The following is a 19,563-nucleotide window of genomic DNA, read 5'->3' as shown; positions in this document are numbered from 1 at the left end:
AGGAAGGGCGTGGCGTTCTCAGGACCTGCCGGCCCCGTGCTGAGCCGGGAGGAGGTGGACCGTGAACTCGCTCGGCTGGGCGCCGAGCGCGAGGCCGTCGAGGCCGCCCTGCTGGCACTGCAGGACCACCCCGGCCGGCGACTGCTGGAGGGGGCGACCCTGTCCGGGCGCACCGAGGAGCGCTGGTCCGTCGCCGCACAGGGCCTGACGCTGCTGTGGACGCTCTTCGACCGCTACTCGGAGGCGCTCGCCTCGGCGCGCGCCGTCCGGTCCCGCCGGGTGCGGCTCGGCTCGCCCGAGCTGGCCGAGCTCAACCAGCTGCTGCGCGGCCCCGCGGTCACCGTCCCGGGCGGCCAGCTGCCCGATTCGGCCCGTCAACTCGGTGGCCCGACCCGGCTCGTGGAGCAGATGTCGCTGGCCGATCTGATGGACCGGATGAACGTCTGGTACGCCACCGTGCTGGAGGTGGCGGGCGCCGCCGACGCGGTCTGGTCGGCGCTGCCGGCCCGGATCGACCTGCTGCTCGCCGAGCTGCGCCGGGTCCGGACGCTGGCCGGCTCGGTCGGCGTCCAGGCCGGGGCGCACCCGCTCGGCGACGACCTGGCCGAGCTGGAGACCCGGCTCGGCGAGCTGCGGGCCGAGGTGCTGACCGACCCGCTGGCGCTCTGGCGCCCGGCCAGGGTGCCCGCCCAGCGCGGCACCGCGGCGGTCGGCACCACCTCGGGCACCGCCGCGGGCGTGGTGGACACCGAGCGGTTCGACCAGGCCGGGCGGGCGCTGGACGGCATCCGGGTCGAGCTGGAGCAGCTGCTCCGGCTGCGCGACGAGGCCGACGAGCGGCTGCAGCAGGTCGCCGACCTGCTGCGGCGCGCGGACGCGACGCTGGCGCAGGCGCGGCAGGCGCGCGGCGAGGTGCTGGCGAAGATCGCCGCCACCGAGGTGCCGGCCGTGCCCGGACCGCTGCAGACGCTGCGCGACGGCGTGCACCAGGCGGTCGAGCTGCGCCAGACCGGGCAGTGGCACCGGCTGGCGCCGCTGCTGGACGCGCTGGAGGAGCAGGCCGCGCAGGAGCTGGACCGGGCCCGGCACTCGCTCGGCGAGGTCACCCAGCCGCTCGCGGTGCGCGCGGAGCTGCGCGGACGCCTCGACGCGTACAAGGCGATGGCCGCGCGGCTCGGGGTGGCCGAGGACCCCGAGGTGATCGAGCGTTACGAGAAGGCCCGCTGGCTGCTGTGGAGCGCACCGTGCGATCTGCGGGCGGCAGCGGCGGCGGTGGCGCGGTTCCAGCAGGCGCTGCGCCCGGCGGCGGGGCCGCGGGACGCGCAGCCGTACAACGGATTCCAGAACGGTCAGGGGGCTTGAGGGTGATGGGCGAAGCGTGTGTGCGGCCGGAGTGCGGCCTGGGAGTGATCGACGCGGACGGCTACTGCACCGAGTGCGGGCTGGCGCCGCTCGCGGTGTCGGGCACCGCCGCCGCGAAGAGCGCGCCGACGAGCACGCCGGCGGGCGGTGCCACCGCCACGGTCGGCTCGCCCTGCCGGCGCACCCCCGGCTGCCCGGGCACGATCGACGCGGACGGCTACTGCGACACCTGCGGCCTGGCGGCCGAGGCGGCCGGCAGCACCCGGACCGGCACCCCCGCCGTCCCGGCCGCCCGGCAGGCGCCCGACGAGGCCCACTCCGGCTCGGTCGGCTCGGTCGGCTCCTCGCGCACCGGCTCCTCCCGCACCATGTCGGGCCGCTCCCGCTCGCACCGCTCGACCCGGACCGGCACCCGCGGCTCGGTCTCGGTGCGCAGCAGCAAGGGAACGGCCGGCACCAGCGCGCGCAGCCGGCTCGGCGCCGGCCTGGTGACGGTCCCGCCGGTGCCGAAGCTGGACCCGGCCTCGGCGGTGCTGGAGAACCCCGAGGTCCCCGAGCGCAAGCGGTTCTGCAGCAAGTGCGAGTCGCCGGTCGGCCGGGAGAAGAACGGCCGCCCGGGCCGCCCGGACGGCTTCTGCACGCAGTGCGGGACGGCGTACTCGTTCACCCCCAAGCTGCAGCGCGGCGACCTGGTCGGCGGCCAGTACGAGGTGCTGGGCTGCCTGGCGCACGGCGGGCTCGGCTGGATCTACCTGGCGGTGGACCGCCGGGTGAGCGACCGCTGGGTGGTGCTCAAGGGCCTGCTGGACACCGGCGACGAGGACGCCCTGGCGGTGGCGATCGCCGAGCGGCGGTTCCTCGCCGAGGTGGACCACCCGAACATCGTGCGCATCATCAACTTCGTCGAGCACCCGGACCTGCGCACCGGCTCGGTCGACGGCTACATCGTGATGGAGTACGTCGGCGGCAAGTCGCTCAAGGACATCGCGAACGAGCGTCGCACCGAGCAGGGCCGGCGCGAGCCGCTGCCGGTCGAGCAGGCGATCGCGTACGCGCTGGAGGCGCTGCCGGCGCTCGGCTACCTGCACAGCCGGGGCCTGGTCTACTGCGACTTCAAGATCGACAACGTGATCCAGAGCGAGGACTCGCTCAAGATCATCGACATGGGCGCGGTGCGCCGGTTCGACGACGACGGCCCGATCTACGGCACGGTCGGCTACCAGGCCCCCGAGATCGCCACCGACGGACCGTCACCGGCCTCCGACCTCTACACCGTGGCGCGCACGCTGGCCGTGCTCAGCTTCGACTTCCAGGGCTACAGCACCACCTACCGGGACGAGCTGCCCGGCCCCGAGCAGGTGCCGGTCTTCGAGCAGTACGAGTCGTACTACCGGGTGCTGGTGCGCGCCACCGACCCGGACCCGAGCCGCCGGTTCGGCTCCGCCGAGGAGATGGCCGACCAGCTGACCGGCGTGCTGCGCGAGATCCTGGCCCTCCAGGACGGCAAGCCCAGGCCCGCTCCCTCCACCCTTTTCGGCCCCGAACTGCGCGTGGTGGACACCGAGTTGGTGGCCGATGGGGCCTCGCCCGCAGCCGGCCTGCCGAAGCTCGCCGCGCTCGACGGCGCCGGCGCCGCGCTGGCCCTGCCGGTCCCCCGGGTGGACCCGAGCGACCCGAACGCGGGCTTCCTGGCCGCGCTGGTCGCCACCCGCCCCGGCGAGGCGATCGCCGCGCTGGCCGGCGCGCCGGTCAACTCGGTGGAGCGCCGGCTGCGCGAGCTGCGGGCCCGGATCGAGCTCGGCGAGCACGAGGCCGCCGAGCAGAACCTGGCCGAGCTGCAGTCCGAGTACCCGGACGACTGGCGGGTGGTCTGGTACCGCGGCCTGGCCCAGCTGACCTCGGCCGGCGAGACCGCCGAGCCGGCCGTGCTGCGGGCCCGCGCCCAGGCCGCCGCCGAGGCCTTCGACGCGATCTACGACGCGTTCCCCGGCGAGGCCGCCCCGAAGCTGGCACTGGCCGTCTGCGCCGAGCTGCTCGGCAACGGCGAGGACGCCGCCGAGTTCTACCGGCTGGTCTGGTCGGCCGACCACTCCTACGTCAGCGCCGCCTTCGGCCTGGCCCGGGTCCGGCTGGCGGCCGGCGACCGCACCGGCGCGGTGCGGGCGCTGGAGAGCGTGCCGGAGACCTCCAGCCACTACACCGCCGCACGGATCGCGGGCATCCGGGCCCGGCTGCGCGCCCGCTCGCCGCAGGAGCCGCTCGGCGAGGACCTGTCGGCCGGCTCGGCCCAGCTGCAGAGCCTCGGACTGGACGACCGCCGGCGCGAGGAGCTCTCGGTCGAGGTGCTGGACGCGGCGCTCGGCTGGGTGCTGGCCGGCCGGCCGGTACCGACCGCGAGCCGGCCGCTGCCGGTCAGCGAGAGCGGGGTCGAGGTGCTCGGCCACCCGGCCGAGGAGCGCGACCTGCGGTTCGCGCTGGAGCGCTCGTACCGGGTGCTGGCCCGGCTCGCCGAACAGCCGCAGACCCGGATCGCGCTGGTCGAGCGCGCCAACCGGACCCGCCCGCGGACCTGGGTGTGACGCCGATGTCCGCACCGATCCTGTGCCCGAACTGCGGCGAGCCGCTCGACCCGGACGACGTCTTCTGCGGCGTCTGCGGGCTGAGCCTGGCCGAGCCCGTCGAGCCGGCCGCCGCCGTCCCCGCTACCGCCCCTGCCGCTGCCGCTGCCGCTCAGGCCGTCGCCGCTCACGCTGCCGCCGGTGGCGAGCCGGTGGCGGCCGGGGCCGGCGGGTGCGTGCAGTGCGGCTCGCCGCTGATCTCGCCCGACGGCTACTGCGAGGCCTGCGGCGCCGCCCAGCCCCGCCCGCGCGACCACATGGAGCGTGCGCTGGCGGGCGTCGCGGCCGTCAGCGACCGCGGCCTGCGCCACCACCGCAACGAGGACTCGTTCACCGTGGCCGCCACCTCGCTGCCCGACGGCACGCCCGCCGTGGTCGCCGTGGTCTGCGACGGCGTCTCCTCGGCCACCCGTCCGGACGAGGCCTCGCAGACCGCGGCCGACACCGCCTCGGAGGCCCTGCTCGGCGCACTGGAGCACGGCAGCGCGCCGGAGCAGGCGATGCGGCTCGCGATCCTGACCGCCGCCGAGGCGGTCGCCGCGCTCGCCTACGACGGCACCGCGCCCGAGGTCGACCGCAACTCCCCCGCCTGCACCTTCGTCAGCGCGGTCGCGGCGGCCGGCGCGGTCACCGTCGGCTGGGTCGGCGACAGCCGGGCGTACTGGATCCCGGACGACCGGGAGGGCGCCGAGCCCTACCGGCTGACCGAGGACGACTCCTGGGCCGCCCGGATGGTCTCGGCCCGCCTGATGAGCGAGGCCGAGGCGTACGCGGACGCCCGGGCGCACGCGATCACCGGCTGGCTGGGCGCCGACGCCGAGGAGGTGGACCCGCACACCGCGGGCTTCACCCCGCACGTGCCCGGCGTGCTGCTGGTCTGCACCGACGGCCTGTGGAACTACGCCGAGGCCGCCACCGACCTGGCCGACCTGGTCCGCACCGACGCGCGCACCGACCCGCTGCGGGCGGCCCGGGCGCTGGTCTCGTTCGCGATCGCGGCCGGCGGGCACGACAACATCACCGTCGCGATCCTGCCGGTGCAGCCGGCGGTCGCGGCCGAGTACACCGAGACCCTGCTCGACCTGCCGGTGATCAGCCCGACGCCGACCAGCCGGACCGTCCCGCTCGGTGGCGCGAAGGGCGCGGCGCACGCCGCACCGCCGACGGCGCCGCCGACGCCGCCGGCCGCGGCGACCGAGCAGCCCGGCTGATCCCACGGCCCCGGCGGCCTCAGCGGTTCCGATCGTCTGATCGCCCGAACCGTCCGTGCCTGCCACCCCGGCCTACCCCCCCCGACTCAGCACCACGATCCCCACGAGAGACCCTCAGGAGCCCACGGCCATGGCCAGTCTGGCGAAGTCGAACCTGCCCCGATTCACCACCGAGATCTTCCAGAACGAGTACCTCGCCGAAGGTGCCCGCGAGGTCAACGCGATCGTCAGCGTCACCGCGACCGGCGGCGGCACCACCGGCGGGCGTCCGCTGGGCGCGCAGGACGGCGGCGGCGCGGCCGGCGGGGACGCCGCCGTGGTGCTGATGGTCGACTGCTCGGGCTCGATGGACTACCCGCCCACCAAGATGCGCAACGCCCGCGACGCGACCGCCGCCGCGATCGACATCATCCGCGACGGCGTGGCCTTCGCGGTGGTGGCCGGCACCCACGAGGCCAAGGAGATCTACCCGGCCGACGGCGGGCTCGCGGTCTCCTCGCCGGCCACCCGGGAGGAGGCCAAGCAGTCGCTGCGCCGGCTGACCGCGGGCGGCGGCACGGCGATGGGCACCTGGCTGGAGAAGGCCGACAAGCTCTTCCTGACCCGCCGCGACATCGCGATCCGGCACGGCATCCTGCTCACCGACGGCCGCAACGAGCACGAGAAGCCCGAGGACCTGCAGCGCGTGCTGGACCGGGTGACCGGCCACTTCACCGCCGACTGCCGCGGCGTCGGGACCGACTGGGAGGTCGCCGAGCTGCGCCGGATCGCCTCCACGCTGCTCGGCACCGTGGACATCGTCGCCGAGCCGTCCGGCCTGGCCGAGGACTTCCGCGGCATGATGGCGGCCGCGATGGGCAAGCAGGTCGCCGACGTCGCGCTGCGCGTCTGGACGCCGGCCAACGCGGTGGTCAAGTTCGTCAAGCAGGTCGCCCCGAACCTGGAGGACCTGACCGGCCGCCGGGCCGAGGCCGGTCCGCGGGCCGGCGACTACCCGACCGGCTCCTGGGGCGACGAGAGCCGCGACTACCACGTCTGCGTGGAGGTCCCGGCGGCCGCGGTCGGCAACGAGATGCTCGCGGCGCGGATCAGCCTGGTGCTGCCGCAGGCCGACGGCAGCAGCGAGGTGCTCGCCCAGGGCCTGGTCAAGGCGGTCTGGACGGACGACCTGGCCTCCTCCACCCGGATCAGCCCGCAGGTCGCCAACTACACCGGCCAGGCGGAGCTCGCCGAGTCGATCCAGGAGGGTCTGGAGGCCTACCGGGCGGGCAACGAGGACCTCGCCACCGCCAAGCTCGGCGCGGCCGTCAGGCTCGCCCAGCAGACCGGGAACGAGGGCACGTTCAAGCTTCTGCAGAAGGTGGTGGATGTGGTGGACCCGAAGGAGGGTACGGTTCGGTTCCGTAAGGACGTGAGCGAGGAGGCCTCCACCACGTTGGAGACCCGCTCCACCAAGACCGTTCGTGTGAAGAAGTGAACTTACGTGACCTGGTTCCGCTCCGGGCCGAACCTGCCGAAAAGTGGGGGACTTGATGCCGATCTGCCCTAGCGGCCACGAGTCGCAGTCCGACGACTACTGCGACTACTGCGGCCTCGCCATGCACCCTGCCCAGGGTGGCGGCGCCCACGGGCAGTTCGGCGCGCCGCCGCCGATGCCCCCGCAGGCGCCGCCGATGCCCCCCGGCATGCCGGGGATGCCCGGCATGGGCAGCCTGAGCGGCATGGGGGGCATCCCCGGAGCGACCGAGGGCCTGGTCACCTGCCCGATCTGCCGTACCCCGAAGACCGGTCGGTACTGCGAGGAGTGCGGCTACGACTACGAGCTGGCCGGCAGCCAGTCGCTGCCGCAGATGCAGCAGCCCCCGCAGCAGCCGCAGCAGCCGGGGTACGGCTACCCGCAGCCCGGCCAGCCGCCGCAGGCCCCGCCGTCGCACGGTTACGGCTACCCGCAGCCGGGCGAGCAGCAGCAGTACCAGCAGCAGCCGATGCACGCCGAGCAGCAGTACCAGCAGGCGCCGTACCAGCCGGAGTCGCCCTACCAGCCGGAGCCGCAGCACCAGCCGCAGCAGCCGGAATCGCCGTACGGCGAGCCGCAGCACCAGCAGCAGCCGCCGCAGTACGGCGAGCAGCAGTACCAGGCGGCCCCCGGTGGCTACCCGCCGCCCGCCCCGCCGGCCGGCGAGTTCGGCACCTCGTTCCACCTGCAGCCGCCCTCGGCGCCGGTGCGCCAGGAGCCGGCCCCGCAGCCGCCGCAGCGGACCAACTGGATCGCGGTGGTCAGCGCCGACCGGGACTACTTCACCGACATGATGGCGCGCAGCGGCCCGGACGCGGCCGGGCTGTTCTTCCCGCCGTACTGCCCCGAGCGGCGGATCCCGATCACCGGGCGCGGCCAGCTGCGGATCGGCCGGCGCAGCCAGCACCGCGGCACCGTGCCGGAGATCGACCTGTCGGTGCCGCCGGAGGACCCGGGCGCCTCGCACCAGCACGCACTGCTGGCCGAGCAGCCGGACGGCAGTTGGGTGCTGGTCGACCAGGACTCGACGAACGGCACCACGATGAACGGTGGCGCCGAGCCGCTCGCCCCGCACACCGCGATCCCGCTGAACGACGGCGACCGGATCCACATCGGCGCCTGGACCACGATCACGCTGCACCGGGCGTGACGCTTCGGGCCCGACCCGCCGCTCGGGTCGGGCCCCTCGGAGCGGGCAGCTCGGGCGGGCGGTTCGGGCGGGCGCGGAAGTCCTCCTTCACGGCGCCCGCGGCGGTCTGCGACCATGGTCGGGTGACGACTAGTGGACGCGGTGAACTTCGCGAGGAGACCTTTTTCGATGCGGTGGGCGGCGAGGCCGCCTTCCGCAAGCTGGTGCACCGCTTCTACCAGGGGGTGGCCGAGGACGAGCTGCTCCGGCCGATGTACCCCGAGCAGGACCTCGGCCCGGCCGAGGAGCGGCTGACGCTCTTCCTGATGCAGTACTGGGGCGGCCCGCGCACGTACCGCGACGAGCGCGGCCACCCCCGGCTGCGGATGCGGCACGTCCCGTTCAAGGTGGACCGCGCCGCGCACGACGCCTGGCTGCGGCACATGCGGGTCGCGGTGGAGGAGCTGGAGCTGCCGGCCGACGCCGAGCAGCAGTTGTGGGACTACATGACGTATGCCGCCGCATCGATGATCAACACCGCCGACTGACCGCCGACTGACCGCCGACTGACCGCGGGCCGCCCGTTCCCCCAGCCTGCCCCGCGGCACCGGGCCCACCACCGGCCCGCCCCTTCGGGCAACACCGCCCCTTCGGGCAGGATCCTCGGCCGTCCCTTCCGGTCGGTGCCTGCGCTCTGGCAGCATCCTGCCCTGTTCGGTACGGCGCCATCGTGGTCCAGTGCGACCCGCCGCCCTGGAATGCCCCACTCCTTCGCGCCGTCACGGGGCGGCGCGAAGGAGCCGGCGTCAACGGGTGGAAAGCAGGCGACATCCGTGCCGTCCTTCGACACGGGGGAGGACCGTGACCATCGGGGACCGGGCGGCCATGGGCCTATTCGTCCTGCGCCGGCTGCGCAGCAGGCCCGCGCTGGCCTGCGCCGCGATGCTGACGATCGTGCTGACCGCGGCCGTGCTCGCCGCGCTCACCGCTTTCGACGGCGGCGTGGGCGACGCCGGAGTGCGCAGGGCGCTGGCCGTCCAGGACCGGGCCCGGGCCACCGTGCAGGTCACCGACGAGACCCCGTTGTCCGGCCGGGCGGCGGCCGATCAGCAGGTCCGCACGCTGGCCACCGACGTCTTCGGCGGCCTGCCGACCACCGTCCGGCAGATCAGCCGCAGCCATCCGTACGCGCTGCCCGGCCCCGGCGCGCCCGGCCCCGACGGCCGTCCCGGCGATCCCTACCTCACCCTGCTCGCTTCGCTGGATCCGGCCCGGGTCGCGGTGACCGCCGGTCACCTGCCCGAGGCGGGTGCCGCCGGACCGGTGCAGGTGGCGGCGCCGGACGCCGCCGTTCACCGGCTCGGTCTGCGCCCCGCCGACCTGCCGGCGAAGCTGCACCTGGTGGACCGGTTCGACGGCAGCGGTATGGACGTGCTGGTCACCGGCACCTATCACGCGGCCGACAGCACCGACCCGTACTGGCAGCTCGACCCGCTGGCCGGGCGCGGCCTCACGGTCAGCGGCTTCACCACCTACGGCCCGCTGCTCGTCGGCGACCAGGCCTTCGCCAGTGGCGCGGTCACCCAGTCCGGGCTCAGCTGGCTGATCACCGGCGACTTCGCCCAGGCCCACGCGGCCGACCTGGACGCCCTGGGCACCCACACCGGCGCCCGGCTGGCCGACTTCCGCACCAGCAGCGGCTTCCAGGTGACCAGCGAGCTCCCGGCCGCGCTCGCCGACCTGCGCGGCGACCTGCTGGTGGCCCGCTCGACGCTGCTGATCGGCGCGCTCCAGCTCACCGTGCTGGCCGCCGCCGCGCTGATCCTGGTGACCCGCTTGCTGAGCGAGCGTCAGCAGGCCGAGAACGCGCTGCTCACCGCGCGCGGCGCGGCCCGGGGCCGGCTGGTCGCGCTGAGCACGGCCGAAGCCGCGCTGCTCGCGCTGCCGGCCGCGCTGTTCGGACCGCTGCTGGTCCCCGCACTGCTCGCCCTGCTCGGCCGCTACGGGCCGCTGGCCCGGGCCGGCGTGCGGCTGGGCGGCGGGCTGTCGCTCGGCAGCTGGGCGGTCTCGTTCGCGGTGGCCGGCGTGGCCGTGCTGGTGGTGCTGCTGCCGAGCGTGCTGCGGGCGGCCGGCGCCGCGGTGCAGCGGCGGGCCGGCCGGCGCCAGGCGCTGGCCGGGGGGCTGGCCCGGTCCGGCGCCGACCTCGCGCTGCTCGCCCTGGCCGTCCTGGGCTACCTCCAGCTCTCGCACTACTCCCCCGCCGGCGGCTCATCGGGCGGCGCGACGGCGGGCGCCGGCACCGCGGGCGGCGGCGCGATCTCGACCGACGCGAGCGGGCGGCTCGGGATCGACCCGGTGCTGGTCCTCGCGCCCACCCTGGCGCTCTGCGCCGGCACCGCACTGGTGCTGCGGGTGCTGCCGTTCGTCGCCAGGCTCGGCGAACGCCTGTCCGCCCGCGGGCGGGCGCTGCCGGCCGCGCTGGCCGGCTGGCAGTTCGCCCGCCGCCCGCAGCGCAACAACGGTCCGGTGCTGCTGATGGTGCTCGCGGTCTCGATGGGCATGCTGGCGCTCGGCCAGGCCGCCACCCTGGAGACCTCGCAGCGTGACCAGGCCGACTTCGCCACGCTCGACGGCCTGCGGGTCGCCGACCTGGGCGTCCCCTCGCTCGGCCAGGGCGGCGTGATCGACGCGCTGCCGGGCGGCAGCCGGTTCCTGCCGGTCTCCCGGCAGCCGATGCCGCTGCACGACGGCGTGAACGGCCAGCTGCTCGCCGTCGACACCAAGGCGGCCGGCTCGATCCGGCTGCGCCCCGACCTGACCGGCGGGCGCAGCGCGACGCAGCTCTTCGCGCCGCTGGCCGCCCCGGCGCCCAGCGGACCCGCGGCGGGCATCGTGCTGCCCGGCCGGCCGACCCGGATCGACCTGGACGCCACGGTGCGCACCACCGGGCCGGGCCCGGTCGCGTTCCCGCACCCGGCGCATCCGTACCCGGACGGCACCTACCCGGACGCCACGCCGCCGCCCGCGAGCCCGCCGGCGCTGCGCCTCGAACTCCAGGACCGCCTCGGCGTCCACTTCGAGGCGGTGGTCCTCGGGCTGCCGGCCGACGGCGACGGCACCTACTCGGCCGACCTCGGCGCGCAGTTGGCCGCCCCGCAGGGCCAGGGCGCCTACCCGTTCACGCTGACCGGCGCCGAGGTCTCCTACCCGGAGGACCAGGGCAGCGGCTACCAGCAGCAGTTGACGATCCATCAGATCCGTGCGGTGGACGGCTCCGCCGCCCCAGGCACGCCGGCGGCAGCCGCCACGGTGCCGGCCGGGCTGTCCTGGCAGGTGCACACCGCACCGGCGTCGGACCTCGCCCAGATGAAGGAACTGCTCGGCCCCAAGCTGCCGAGCACGGACGCCACCGTGGCGCCTACCGGCCCACAGGCCCCGCTCTCGCTCAGCTGGTACACCGGCGTGGGCACGGCCATCAGCACCGCGACGGTCTCCGCCGACGGCCCCGGTGCCACGCCGGTGCCGCAGAGCGTCGACGGGGTCGCCACCAAGGGCTTCCTGGCCGCCACCGGCGCCTCGGTCGGCCAGACCGTCCCGGTGTCGCTGGGCACCAGCCACCTCACCGTGCGGATCGCCGCCGCCGTCAACGCGCTGCCCACCGCGGGCGGCGACGGCGGCGGGCCGAGCGCCGCACTGCTGATCGACCTGGCCGGCGCCGACCGGGTGATCGCCGCCACCGGCGGGGACTCGCTGGTGCCCACCGAGTGGTGGCTGCCCGGCAACGGGCCCGGCGACGGCGTGCCGGCCCGGGCGGCCGCCGCGCTGCGGGCCGGCACCGTGCCGGCCGAGCTCCAACTGAACGGTGACATGCTCGACGGCCTGCGGCACGACCCGCTGGCCGCCGCCCCGCAGAGCGCGCTGCTCGCGCTCACCGCGGCCGCCGCCGTGCTGGCCGCGATCGGCTTCGCGGCCGCCGCGGTGGGCGCGGCCGGCGAGCGGGCCGCCGAGTTCGCGGTGCTGCGCGCGCTCGGCACGCCGTACCGGCAGCTGGCCCGCACCGCCGCGGCGGAGCAGGGCGTGCTGATCGTGCTCGGCCTCGGCGTCGGCACGCTGCTCGGCGCGGTGCTGGTGCGCCTGGTGGTGCCGCTCACCGTGCTCACCCCGGCCGCGCACCGGCCGGTCCCCGCCGCGCTGGTCCAGCTGCCGCTCGGGCCGGTACTGGTGCTGCTGCTCGGGATCGCCGTGCTGCCGGGAGTACTGACCGTCCACCGGGTGCTCCGCCGGCCACGCGCCGCCGAGACCGTCGCCCGGCTGCGCCACCAGGAGGAGTTGTGAGCGAGCGAACCGAGGTCGCCGGCACCCGGTCGACCGCCGGTGCCCCGTGGGTGCGGACCAGGCTGCGGACCAATCGGGGTGCCGCGCTGCTGCTCGCGGTGCTGGTGCTCGGCACCGCGTTCCTGGCCGCCGCGCTGCCGCGCACGGTGGACCGGGACGCCGACCAGGCGGTGGCCCGGCTGCTGCACGACACCCCGCCGTACGCGCGCAGCCTGAACGCGAGCGCGAGCCAGCCGGCTCCGGACGGCAGCGCGGGCAGCGGTGCGGCCGGTACCGACCCGCCGTTCTACACCGACCAGCGCGCCGTGCACGTCGCACAGGTGCTGGACGCCCAGCTCGTGGCACCGCTCGCGCCGTCCGCCGCCGAGAACGCCTACGGCGTGCACACCACCGGCTTCCGGTACCTGACCAACCCCGAACTGTCGCGCCCGGACGGCTACGACCCCAGGCTCTCGCTGATCGCGCTGCACGGCGCCCAGCCGCACCTGAAGCTGCTGGCCGGCCGGCTGCCGGCCGGCCCCACCACCATCGCCGCCGACGGCGCCGCCCGCTTCGAGGTCCTGCTCTCCAAGGTCGACGCCGACCAGCTCGGCGTCACCCTCGGCAGCGTGCTCGGCAGCACCATGCGCAACCGCATGGCGCCGATGCCGCCGAACTTCCACGAGCCGACGGTCGAAGCGGTCGTGGTCGGCCTCTACCAGCCGAACGACCCCGGCGAGGCGTTCTGGAGCACCACCGGCTGCCTCAACAGCCCGTGCCTGGAGAAGACCGGCGTGCCGCCGTCCGACTACTGGAACGTGCAGGCCCTGGTCAGCTCCGAGCAGGCACCCGCGCTGACCGGCTGGGCCAAGACCGAGCTGTTCTGGCAGCTCCCGATCGATCCGCAGCACCTGCACGCCTACCAGCTCGGCCAGGCGCAGACGCTGATCGCCTCGATCCTGGACGGCCCGCAGGGCGCGGCACTGCCGACCGCGACGGGCATCGACCGGTTGCTGGTGACCTCGCAGCTGCCGACCGCCTTCGGCAACGCCCGGCAGCAACAGGCGGCCTCCGCACCGCTGTTCGCGATCGGCCCGCTCGGCGCGGGCGCGGTGGCGCTGGTGGTGCTGCTGCTCGCTGCCGGGCTCGCGGTGGACCGGCGGCAGGCCGAACTGGTCCTGCTGCGGGCCCGTGGCGGCTCGCTGCTCGGCGTCGGCCGGCGGCTGCTGGCCGAGACCGCCGTGCTGGTGCTGCCGGCCGCCGCGGCCGGCACCGCACTCGCGCTGGCGCTGCTGCCCACCCCGCGCTGGGGCACCGCGGTGCTGACCGGGAGTGCGGTCGGGCTGCTCGCGCTGCTGGCCTTCCCGCTGCGCGCGCTGGCCGCGCTCCGGGCCGCCGCGCCGGGCCGGATCCGGCGCGGCGGCGCGACCGGGCGGCGCACGGCGCGCGGCCGGTTCGCCGGCCTGGCCGCCCGGCTGCTCGGCGACCCGCGCCGGCTGACCGCCGAGCTGGCCGCGCTCACGCTGGCCGTCGGCGCCGTGCTGGCGGTGCGGCGACGCGGTGTGACACCGGCCGGCAGCTCGCTCGACCTGCTGCTGAGCGCCGCGCCGCTGCTGCTCGCGGTGGCGGGGGCGGTGCTGCTGGCCCGGCTCTTCCCGCTGCTGCTCGCACCGTTCGTGCGGCGGGCGGCGGGGCGTGCGGGCGGCATCGGGTTCCTCGGGCTGGCCCGGGTCACCCGGACCGGCAGCCGTTCGCCGGGTGGCGGTGCTGGTGGGGGCGGCGGTGCTGGTGGTACGGGTGGCGCCGGCGGCATCGGAGGCGCCGGGCAGGCGCACTCCGGGCCGACCGTGCTGCCGCTGATGGCGCTGCTGCTGGCGGTCACCACGGCCGGCTTCGGCGTCACGGTGCTGACCGCCACCGACGCGGGCCGCCAGCTGGCGGTGCGCCAGCTCGTCGGCGCCGACGCCCGGGTGTCCGCCGCCGATGCGGACACCCTGCCGGCCGGCTTCGCCGCGGCGGCCGCCGCGCTGCCCGGGGTGCGGGCGGGCACCAGCGTGGTGGTGGACAACGACGCGTCGGTGAGCACCGACGACAACGGCATGCTCGACAGCATGACGCTGGTGATCGTCGATCCGCAGGGCTACGCGGCGCTGGCCCGGCGGGTCGGCATCGGGCAGTTCGACCCGGCGCTGCTGGATTCGTCCAAGCTCGGGCCGAACGACCCGGTACCGGCCCTGGTCAGCGGGGTGATCGCCGGGCGGCTCGGCACCGGGACCGAGGCGACCCAGCTGCCTGGCGGGTACGGGGAGCTCCAGTTCAAGGTGGCCGGCACGGTCACCGGCACGCCGGTGCTGGGGACCGGTTCGAACCGGCCGGTGCTGGTGCTTCCGGCCGACGGCGTGCTGCGCCAGCTGCCGGGCGCGAAGGCGCTGCTGGACGGGCCGACGACGTGGTTCGGGACCGGGGACGGGATCAGCACGGCCTCGCTGGCCGGGCTGCTGGAGCGGCTGACCAAGCACGGCGGCAGCGGAGCCAGTGGTGCTTCGGCAACCGTCCCGGCGGCCGCCGGGGATCCGTACCAGCTCGCCGCGGACGGCAGGTCGGTCAGTGGCGGGTTCGCCGTGGCCACCCGGGCTGACTACGTCCGTGCGCTGAGCTCCGACCCGCTCCAGCACTCGGCCGACCGGCTGTTCTGGGCCGCCGTCGCGGCCGCCGCCGGCTACAGCCTGCTGGCGCTGCTGCTGACCCTGCTGCGGGCGGCCCCCGAACGTGCCGCGCTGCTGGCCCGGTTGCGCACCATGGGCCTTCGGCCGCGGCAGGGGCTGGCCCTGATCCTGATCGAGTCGTTGCCGCAGCCCCTGGCGGCGGCCGCCGCCGGAGCGGGCGTCGCCTGCCTGACGGCGCCACTGCTCGGTAGCGCCGTGAACCTCTCGGCCATGGTCGGGGCGAGCGTGCCCGGCGGGTTCCCACCCGCGCCCGGGCCGGTGGCCTGGCAGGCGGGCGGGCTGGCCGCGCTGTCGGCGGCAGTGGTGCTCGCGGAGACCGTCATCGCCGGACGGCGGCAGATCACTACCGAGTTGAGAGCGGGTGACCAGCGGTGAGCGCTTCGAAGGACGACACTTCGCGGGACGTCTCGGGAGGAGGCACCTCTACGGGGAGCCTCCCGGAGGGCCGCGCGGGGGACCTTTCCGCATCGGACATCGGCTCGGCCGACGTCCTGGTCGGGGGCCCGGTCGGCGGGACCGAGCCGAGCTACCAGGAGTTGCAGCGCCGGGCTACGGCCGGGCGCAGCGGCCCGGCCTACGGGCACGACTCGGTGATCGCCTGCGACCGCCTGGTGCGGATCTTCAGTGCGGACCGGGTCGAGGTGCAGGCGTTGCAGGGCCTGGACCTGCTGGTCGACAAGGGTGACCTGATCGCCCTGGTCGGCGCCTCGGGCAGCGGCAAGTCCACGCTGCTCAACATCCTGGCCGGGCTGGACGTGCCGACCGCCGGCTCGGCCACCGTGGGCGGCTGCGACCTGCTGACGATGACGCCCCGGGAGCGGCTGCGCTACCGGCGCGCGGTGGTCGGCTTCGTCTGGCAGCAGACCGCGCGCAACCTGATGCCGTTCCTGACGGCCGCTCAGAACGTCGCGCTGCCGATGCAGGTGAACGGCGAGTCCTGGTCGGCCGGGCGCGGTCGGCGCCGGGCCGCCCGGGCCGCCGAGCTGCTGGAGGCGCTCGGCATCGCGCACCTCGCCGACCGTCGGCCCGCCCAGCTCTCCGGCGGCGAGCAGCAGCGGGTGGCGATCGCGGTCGCGATGGCCAACAACCCGGCGGTGCTGCTGGCCGACGAGCCGACCGGCGAGCTCGACTCGGAGACCGCCGCCGGTATCTTCGAGGCCTTCCGCACGGTCAACCGGGAGCTCGGCGCGACGGTCGTGATCGTCACCCACGACCCGATGGTGGCCGGCGAGGTGCGCCGCACGGTGGCGATCCGGGACGGGCGGACCAGCTCCGAGGTGCTGCGGCAGACCCGGACGGACGCGGACGGCCGGGAGTCGGTCAGCGAGCGGGAGTACGTGATGCTGGACCGCACCGGGCGGGTGCAGCTGCCGCGCGAGTTCCTGGCCGCGCTCGGAATGGAGCACCGGGTCGCGGTGGACCTGGCCGCCGACCACATCGCGGTCCGGCCGGACGACCACCCGGGGGCGTAGCACAGCCGGGCGTATGGCCGGGCGGCCAGAGCAGGCCGCCCGGCCCCGGGTCGGTGGCGCGTCAGGCGTCAGGCGTCAGGCCAGCGGGGTGAGCCCGAGGCCGACGCCCGGGGCGGGGGCCGCACGCAGCAGGACCGTGCCGAGCGGCGAGCTCAGCCGCAGCCAGCTGCCGGCGCGGTGCGCGGAGAGCGGTGCGCCCGGGTGCAGGAAGCCGATCCGGTAGGCCGCGTGCACGGCCCGCAGCGGGAGCTCGGGCAGCGCGGTGAGCGGGCGGGACCAGATCTCGTCCGCGATCGCGTCCAGCGCGGCCCGGGTCCGGTGGTGCTCCGGGACCTCAGCCGTGCGCTGCTTGAACTCAGCTACGGCGGCGAACAGTTGAGGCAGCACCAGATCGGCGCCGAACTCGGCCTGAGCGGGCAGCCGCAGCGATCGCCAGCCGGTGCGCGGCGGCAGCAGGCCGGCCCAGGCCGGGCCGGTCACCGGCGGCGGCACGGCGAGCTCGCCGCGCTCCTCGTCCACGCCCTCCAGCAACTGCCCCGCCGAGACGGTGACATCGGCCGGACCGGTGCCCCCCTCGCCCGCCGCGCCCTCGCCTGCCGCACCTTCGGCGGGCGCACCTCCGGCGGGCGCTGCCAGGCGCGCCGTGCGCACCGCGAGCACCGCGGTGCTGCCGAGCGGCAGCCGCCCGAAGACCGCGAGCACACCGCCCACGGCCGCGCCCTCACCAGCCGGATGCGCCTGGATCCGGACCGCGGCCGCGCGGTCGAAGCGCAGCAGCCGGCCCAGGAACGCGCCGAGGTCCGCCGCCTCACGCGGATCGGCGAGCCGGAGGGGGGCGGTCACGATCACGCCGCGACCTTCGTGCCGCGGTCGGCCGTCCTCGACTCGTCCACGCCGGCCACGTCGTCCGCGCCGTCCATGAACCGGCTGAGGAACTCGCGCTCCACCGGGCTGATCCGGCGCGGGCGCGCGGCCTTCAGGTCGTACGGCACCACAACGGTGGACGCTCGGACGTACACCGTCTCCTTGCCGTCCTCGGCGACGTCCTTGACCTCGTAGCAGACGGTGAGCGAGGCGCCACCGATCTTCGTCACCCAGGTCTCGACGGTCACCGGCTCCGGGCGGTGCACCAGCGGCAGCTTGTAGTCGATCTCGTGCCGGGCCACCACCGAGCCGCCCGCGAACTCCCCCGCGCCGGCGGCGGTGGCCTGGGTGAACATGAAGTCGATCCGGGCCTCCTCCAGATACCGCAGGAAGACCACGTTGTTCACGTGACCGAAGGCGTCCATGTCGGACCACCGCATCGGGCAGGCGTAGATGTGGCGCGCCACGACAGTCTCTCCTTCATCCACTCATTCGACCGGCCCGGCCGGGCGCCCCAACGGGCACTCGACCGGGCCGTTTCCTGACGTTGCGTCGAAGACCGACAGCGTCAGCCGCGGGTCAGCTTCTTGTAGGTCGCCCGGTGCGGACGAGCCGCTTCGGCGCCCAGCCGCTCGATCTTGTTCTTCTCGTACGACTCGAAGTTGCCCTCGAACCAGAACCACTTGCTCTCACCCTCGTACGCGAGGATGTGGGTGGCGACCCGGTCCAGGAACCAACGGTCGTGGGAGATGACCACGGCGCAGCCCGGGAACTCCAGCAGCGCGTTCTCCAGCGAGGAGAGCGTCTCGACGTCCAGGTCGTTGGTCGGCTCGTCGAGGAGCAGCAGGTTGCCGCCCTGCTTGAGGGTCAGCGCCAGGTTGAGGCGGTTGCGCTCACCACCGGAGAGGATGCCGGCGCGCTTCTGCTGGTCCGGGCCCTTGAAGCCGAAGGCCGAGACGTAGGCGCGGGACGGCATCTCGACCTGGCCGACGTTGATCCAGTCGAGCTCGTCGGAGACCACGGCCCACAGCGTCTTCTGCGGGTCGATGTTGGCCCGGCTCTGGTCGACGTAGCTGGTCTTGACCGTGTCGCCGACCTTGATGGTGCCGCCGTCCGGCGTCTCCTCGCCGAGCAGCATCTTGAAGAGCGTGGTCTTGCCGGCGCCGTTCGGGCCGATCACGCCGACGATGCCGTTGCGCGGCAGGGTGAAGCTGAGGTCGTCGATCAGGACCTTGTCACCGAAGGCCTTGGAGAGCTTCTCCACCTCGACGACGATGTTGCCCAGACGCGGGCCCGGCGGGATCTGGATCTCCTCGAAGTCCAGCTTCCGCATCTTGTCCGCCTCGGCCGCCATCTCCTCGTAGCGAGCCAGACGGGCCTTCGACTTGGCCTGACGGCCCTTGGCGTTGGAGCGGACCCACTCCAGCTCCTCCTTGAGCCGCTTGGCGCGCTTGGCGTCCTTCTGGCCCTCGACCTTGAGACGCGACTGCTTCGTCTCCAGGTAGGTGGAGTAGTTGCCCTCGTACGGGTAGGCGCGACCGCGGTCGAGCTCGAGGATCCACTCGGCGACGTGGTCCAGGAAGTACCGGTCGTGAGTGACCGCGACGACGGTGCCGGCGTACTTGGCCAGGTGCTGCTCCAGCCAGTTCACCGACTCGGCGTCGAGGTGGTTGGTGGGCTCGTCGAGCAGCAGCAGGTCGGGTGCCTCGAGCAGCAGCTTGCAGAGCGCGACGCGGCGACGCTCACCACCGGACAGGCTGGTGACCGGCCAGTCACCGGGCGGGCAGCCCAGCGCGTCCATGGCCTGCTCCAGCTGGGCCTCGAGGTCCCAGGCGTTGGAGTGGTCCAGCTTCTCCTGAAGCTGGCCCATCTCGTCGAGCAGCGCGTCCGAGTAGTCGGTCGCCATCAGCTCGGCGATCTCGTTGAAGCGGTCCAGCTGCGCCTTGGTCTCCTTGACGCCGTCCTGGACGTTCTCCAGCACCGTCTTGGACTCGTCGAGCGGCGGCTCCTGCAGCAGCATGCCGACGGTGTAACCAGGCGTGAGGAACGCGTCGCCGTTGGAGGGGTGCTCCAGTCCGGCCATCATCTTCAGCACGGTGGACTTACCGGCGCCGTTGGGTCCGACAACGCCGATCTTCGCTCCGGGGAGGAAGCTGAGGAACACGTCGTCAAGGATGACCTTGTCGCCGTGTGCCTTGCGCACCTTGCGCATGGTGTAGATGAATTCCGCCACGTGAGATCGCTCCGGCGTCGTCGAGGAGTAAGTCGATGTGTGTTCGGGCTTGCAGCGTTCCATTGTGCCGCACCGGGGGCCGCATCCCGAATTTTTACCCGGCGCAGCGGGGTCGACG

12 protein-coding genes are annotated in these 19,563 nt (G+C 74.9%); 9 read left to right on the top strand and 3 right to left on the bottom strand.

What is annotated here, in order from left to right; all coding sequences use genetic code 11:
• Positions 1-9 precede the first annotated feature (9 nt).
• The 9 genes from AC060L_RS19945 (at position 10) to AC060L_RS19905 (ending at position 16,348) form a co-directional block, all read left to right on the top strand.
• Positions 10-1,362 (top strand): coiled-coil domain-containing protein, encoded by a 1,353-nt coding sequence (locus AC060L_RS19945; RefSeq protein ID WP_483800165.1) that lies wholly within the window; start codon positions 10-12, stop codon positions 1,360-1,362.
• A gap of 5 nt (positions 1,363-1,367) precedes the next feature.
• Positions 1,368-3,941, top strand: coding sequence for a serine/threonine-protein kinase (locus AC060L_RS19940; RefSeq protein WP_483800164.1), 2,574 nt, complete (start codon positions 1,368-1,370; stop codon positions 3,939-3,941).
• Positions 3,942-3,946: 5 nt separating this feature from the next.
• A complete protein-coding gene (locus tag AC060L_RS19935; protein WP_483800163.1) occupies positions 3,947-5,191 on the top strand; it encodes a PP2C family protein-serine/threonine phosphatase in 1,245 nt (414 codons plus the stop codon).
• A gap of 130 nt (positions 5,192-5,321) precedes the next feature.
• On the top strand, positions 5,322-6,668 hold the full coding sequence (locus AC060L_RS19930; RefSeq protein ID WP_483800162.1) for a VWA domain-containing protein: 1,347 nt from the start codon (positions 5,322-5,324) through the stop codon (positions 6,666-6,668).
• A gap of 55 nt (positions 6,669-6,723) precedes the next feature.
• Positions 6,724-7,857 carry an FHA domain-containing protein gene (locus AC060L_RS19925; protein ID WP_483800161.1) on the top strand — a complete coding sequence of 378 codons (1,134 nt, stop codon included), beginning with the start codon at positions 6,724-6,726 and terminating at the stop codon, positions 7,855-7,857.
• Positions 7,858-7,979: 122 nt separating this feature from the next.
• On the top strand, positions 7,980-8,384 hold the full coding sequence (locus AC060L_RS19920; protein WP_483800160.1) for a globin: 405 nt from the start codon (positions 7,980-7,982) through the stop codon (positions 8,382-8,384).
• Between the two features lie 337 nt (positions 8,385-8,721).
• Positions 8,722-12,171: an FtsX-like permease family protein gene (locus AC060L_RS19915; RefSeq protein ID WP_483800159.1), complete on the top strand. Its 3,450-nt coding sequence runs from the start codon at positions 8,722-8,724 to the stop codon at positions 12,169-12,171.
• Positions 12,168-15,251, top strand: a complete 3,084-nt coding sequence (locus tag AC060L_RS19910) for a hypothetical protein (RefSeq protein WP_483800158.1) — start codon at positions 12,168-12,170, stop codon at positions 15,249-15,251. The genes AC060L_RS19915 and AC060L_RS19910 overlap by 4 nt, the downstream gene beginning before the upstream one ends.
• Before the next feature lie 116 nt (positions 15,252-15,367).
• Positions 15,368-16,348 carry an ABC transporter ATP-binding protein gene (locus AC060L_RS19905; protein WP_483800299.1) on the top strand — a complete coding sequence of 327 codons (981 nt, stop codon included), beginning with the start codon at positions 15,368-15,370 and terminating at the stop codon, positions 16,346-16,348.
• A gap of 75 nt (positions 16,349-16,423) precedes the next feature.
• Here AC060L_RS19905 and AC060L_RS19900 read toward each other — a convergent pair whose 3' ends face one another.
• The 3 genes from AC060L_RS19900 to ettA all read right to left on the bottom strand — a co-directional run bounded on the left by AC060L_RS19900 (position 16,424) and on the right by ettA (position 19,445).
• Positions 16,424-17,191: a DUF8010 domain-containing protein gene (locus tag AC060L_RS19900; RefSeq protein WP_483800157.1), complete on the bottom strand. Its 768-nt coding sequence runs from the start codon at positions 17,189-17,191 to the stop codon at positions 16,424-16,426.
• 2 nt (positions 17,192-17,193) lie between these two features.
• Positions 17,194-17,679 (bottom strand): acyl-CoA thioesterase, encoded by a 486-nt coding sequence (locus AC060L_RS19895; protein ID WP_483800156.1) that lies wholly within the window; start codon positions 17,677-17,679, stop codon positions 17,194-17,196.
• Positions 17,680-17,780: 101 nt separating this feature from the next.
• Complete coding sequence (gene ettA / locus AC060L_RS19890; protein WP_483800155.1) at positions 17,781-19,445, bottom strand: energy-dependent translational throttle protein EttA; 1,665 nt, start codon at positions 19,443-19,445, stop codon at positions 17,781-17,783.
• Between the last annotated feature and the right edge of the window lie 118 nt (positions 19,446-19,563).

The organism is Kitasatospora sp. NEAU-69 (assembly GCF_057158765.1).
This window is presented reverse-complemented; position numbering and strand designations above follow the sequence as displayed.

What these genes read in the sequence shown, in the direction of transcription:
- AC060L_RS19940 (WP_483800164.1), top strand. Translation starts at nt 1,368, where the DNA reads ATGGGCGAAGCGTGTGTGCGGCCGGAGTGCGGCCTGGGAGTGATCGAC.
- AC060L_RS19935 (WP_483800163.1), top strand. Translation starts at nt 3,947, where the DNA reads ATGTCCGCACCGATCCTGTGCCCGAACTGCGGCGAGCCGCTCGACCCG.
- AC060L_RS19930 (WP_483800162.1), top strand. Translation starts at nt 5,322, where the DNA reads ATGGCCAGTCTGGCGAAGTCGAACCTGCCCCGATTCACCACCGAGATC.
- AC060L_RS19925 (WP_483800161.1), top strand. Translation starts at nt 6,724, where the DNA reads ATGCCGATCTGCCCTAGCGGCCACGAGTCGCAGTCCGACGACTACTGC.
- AC060L_RS19915 (WP_483800159.1), top strand. Translation starts at nt 8,722, where the DNA reads ATGGGCCTATTCGTCCTGCGCCGGCTGCGCAGCAGGCCCGCGCTGGCC.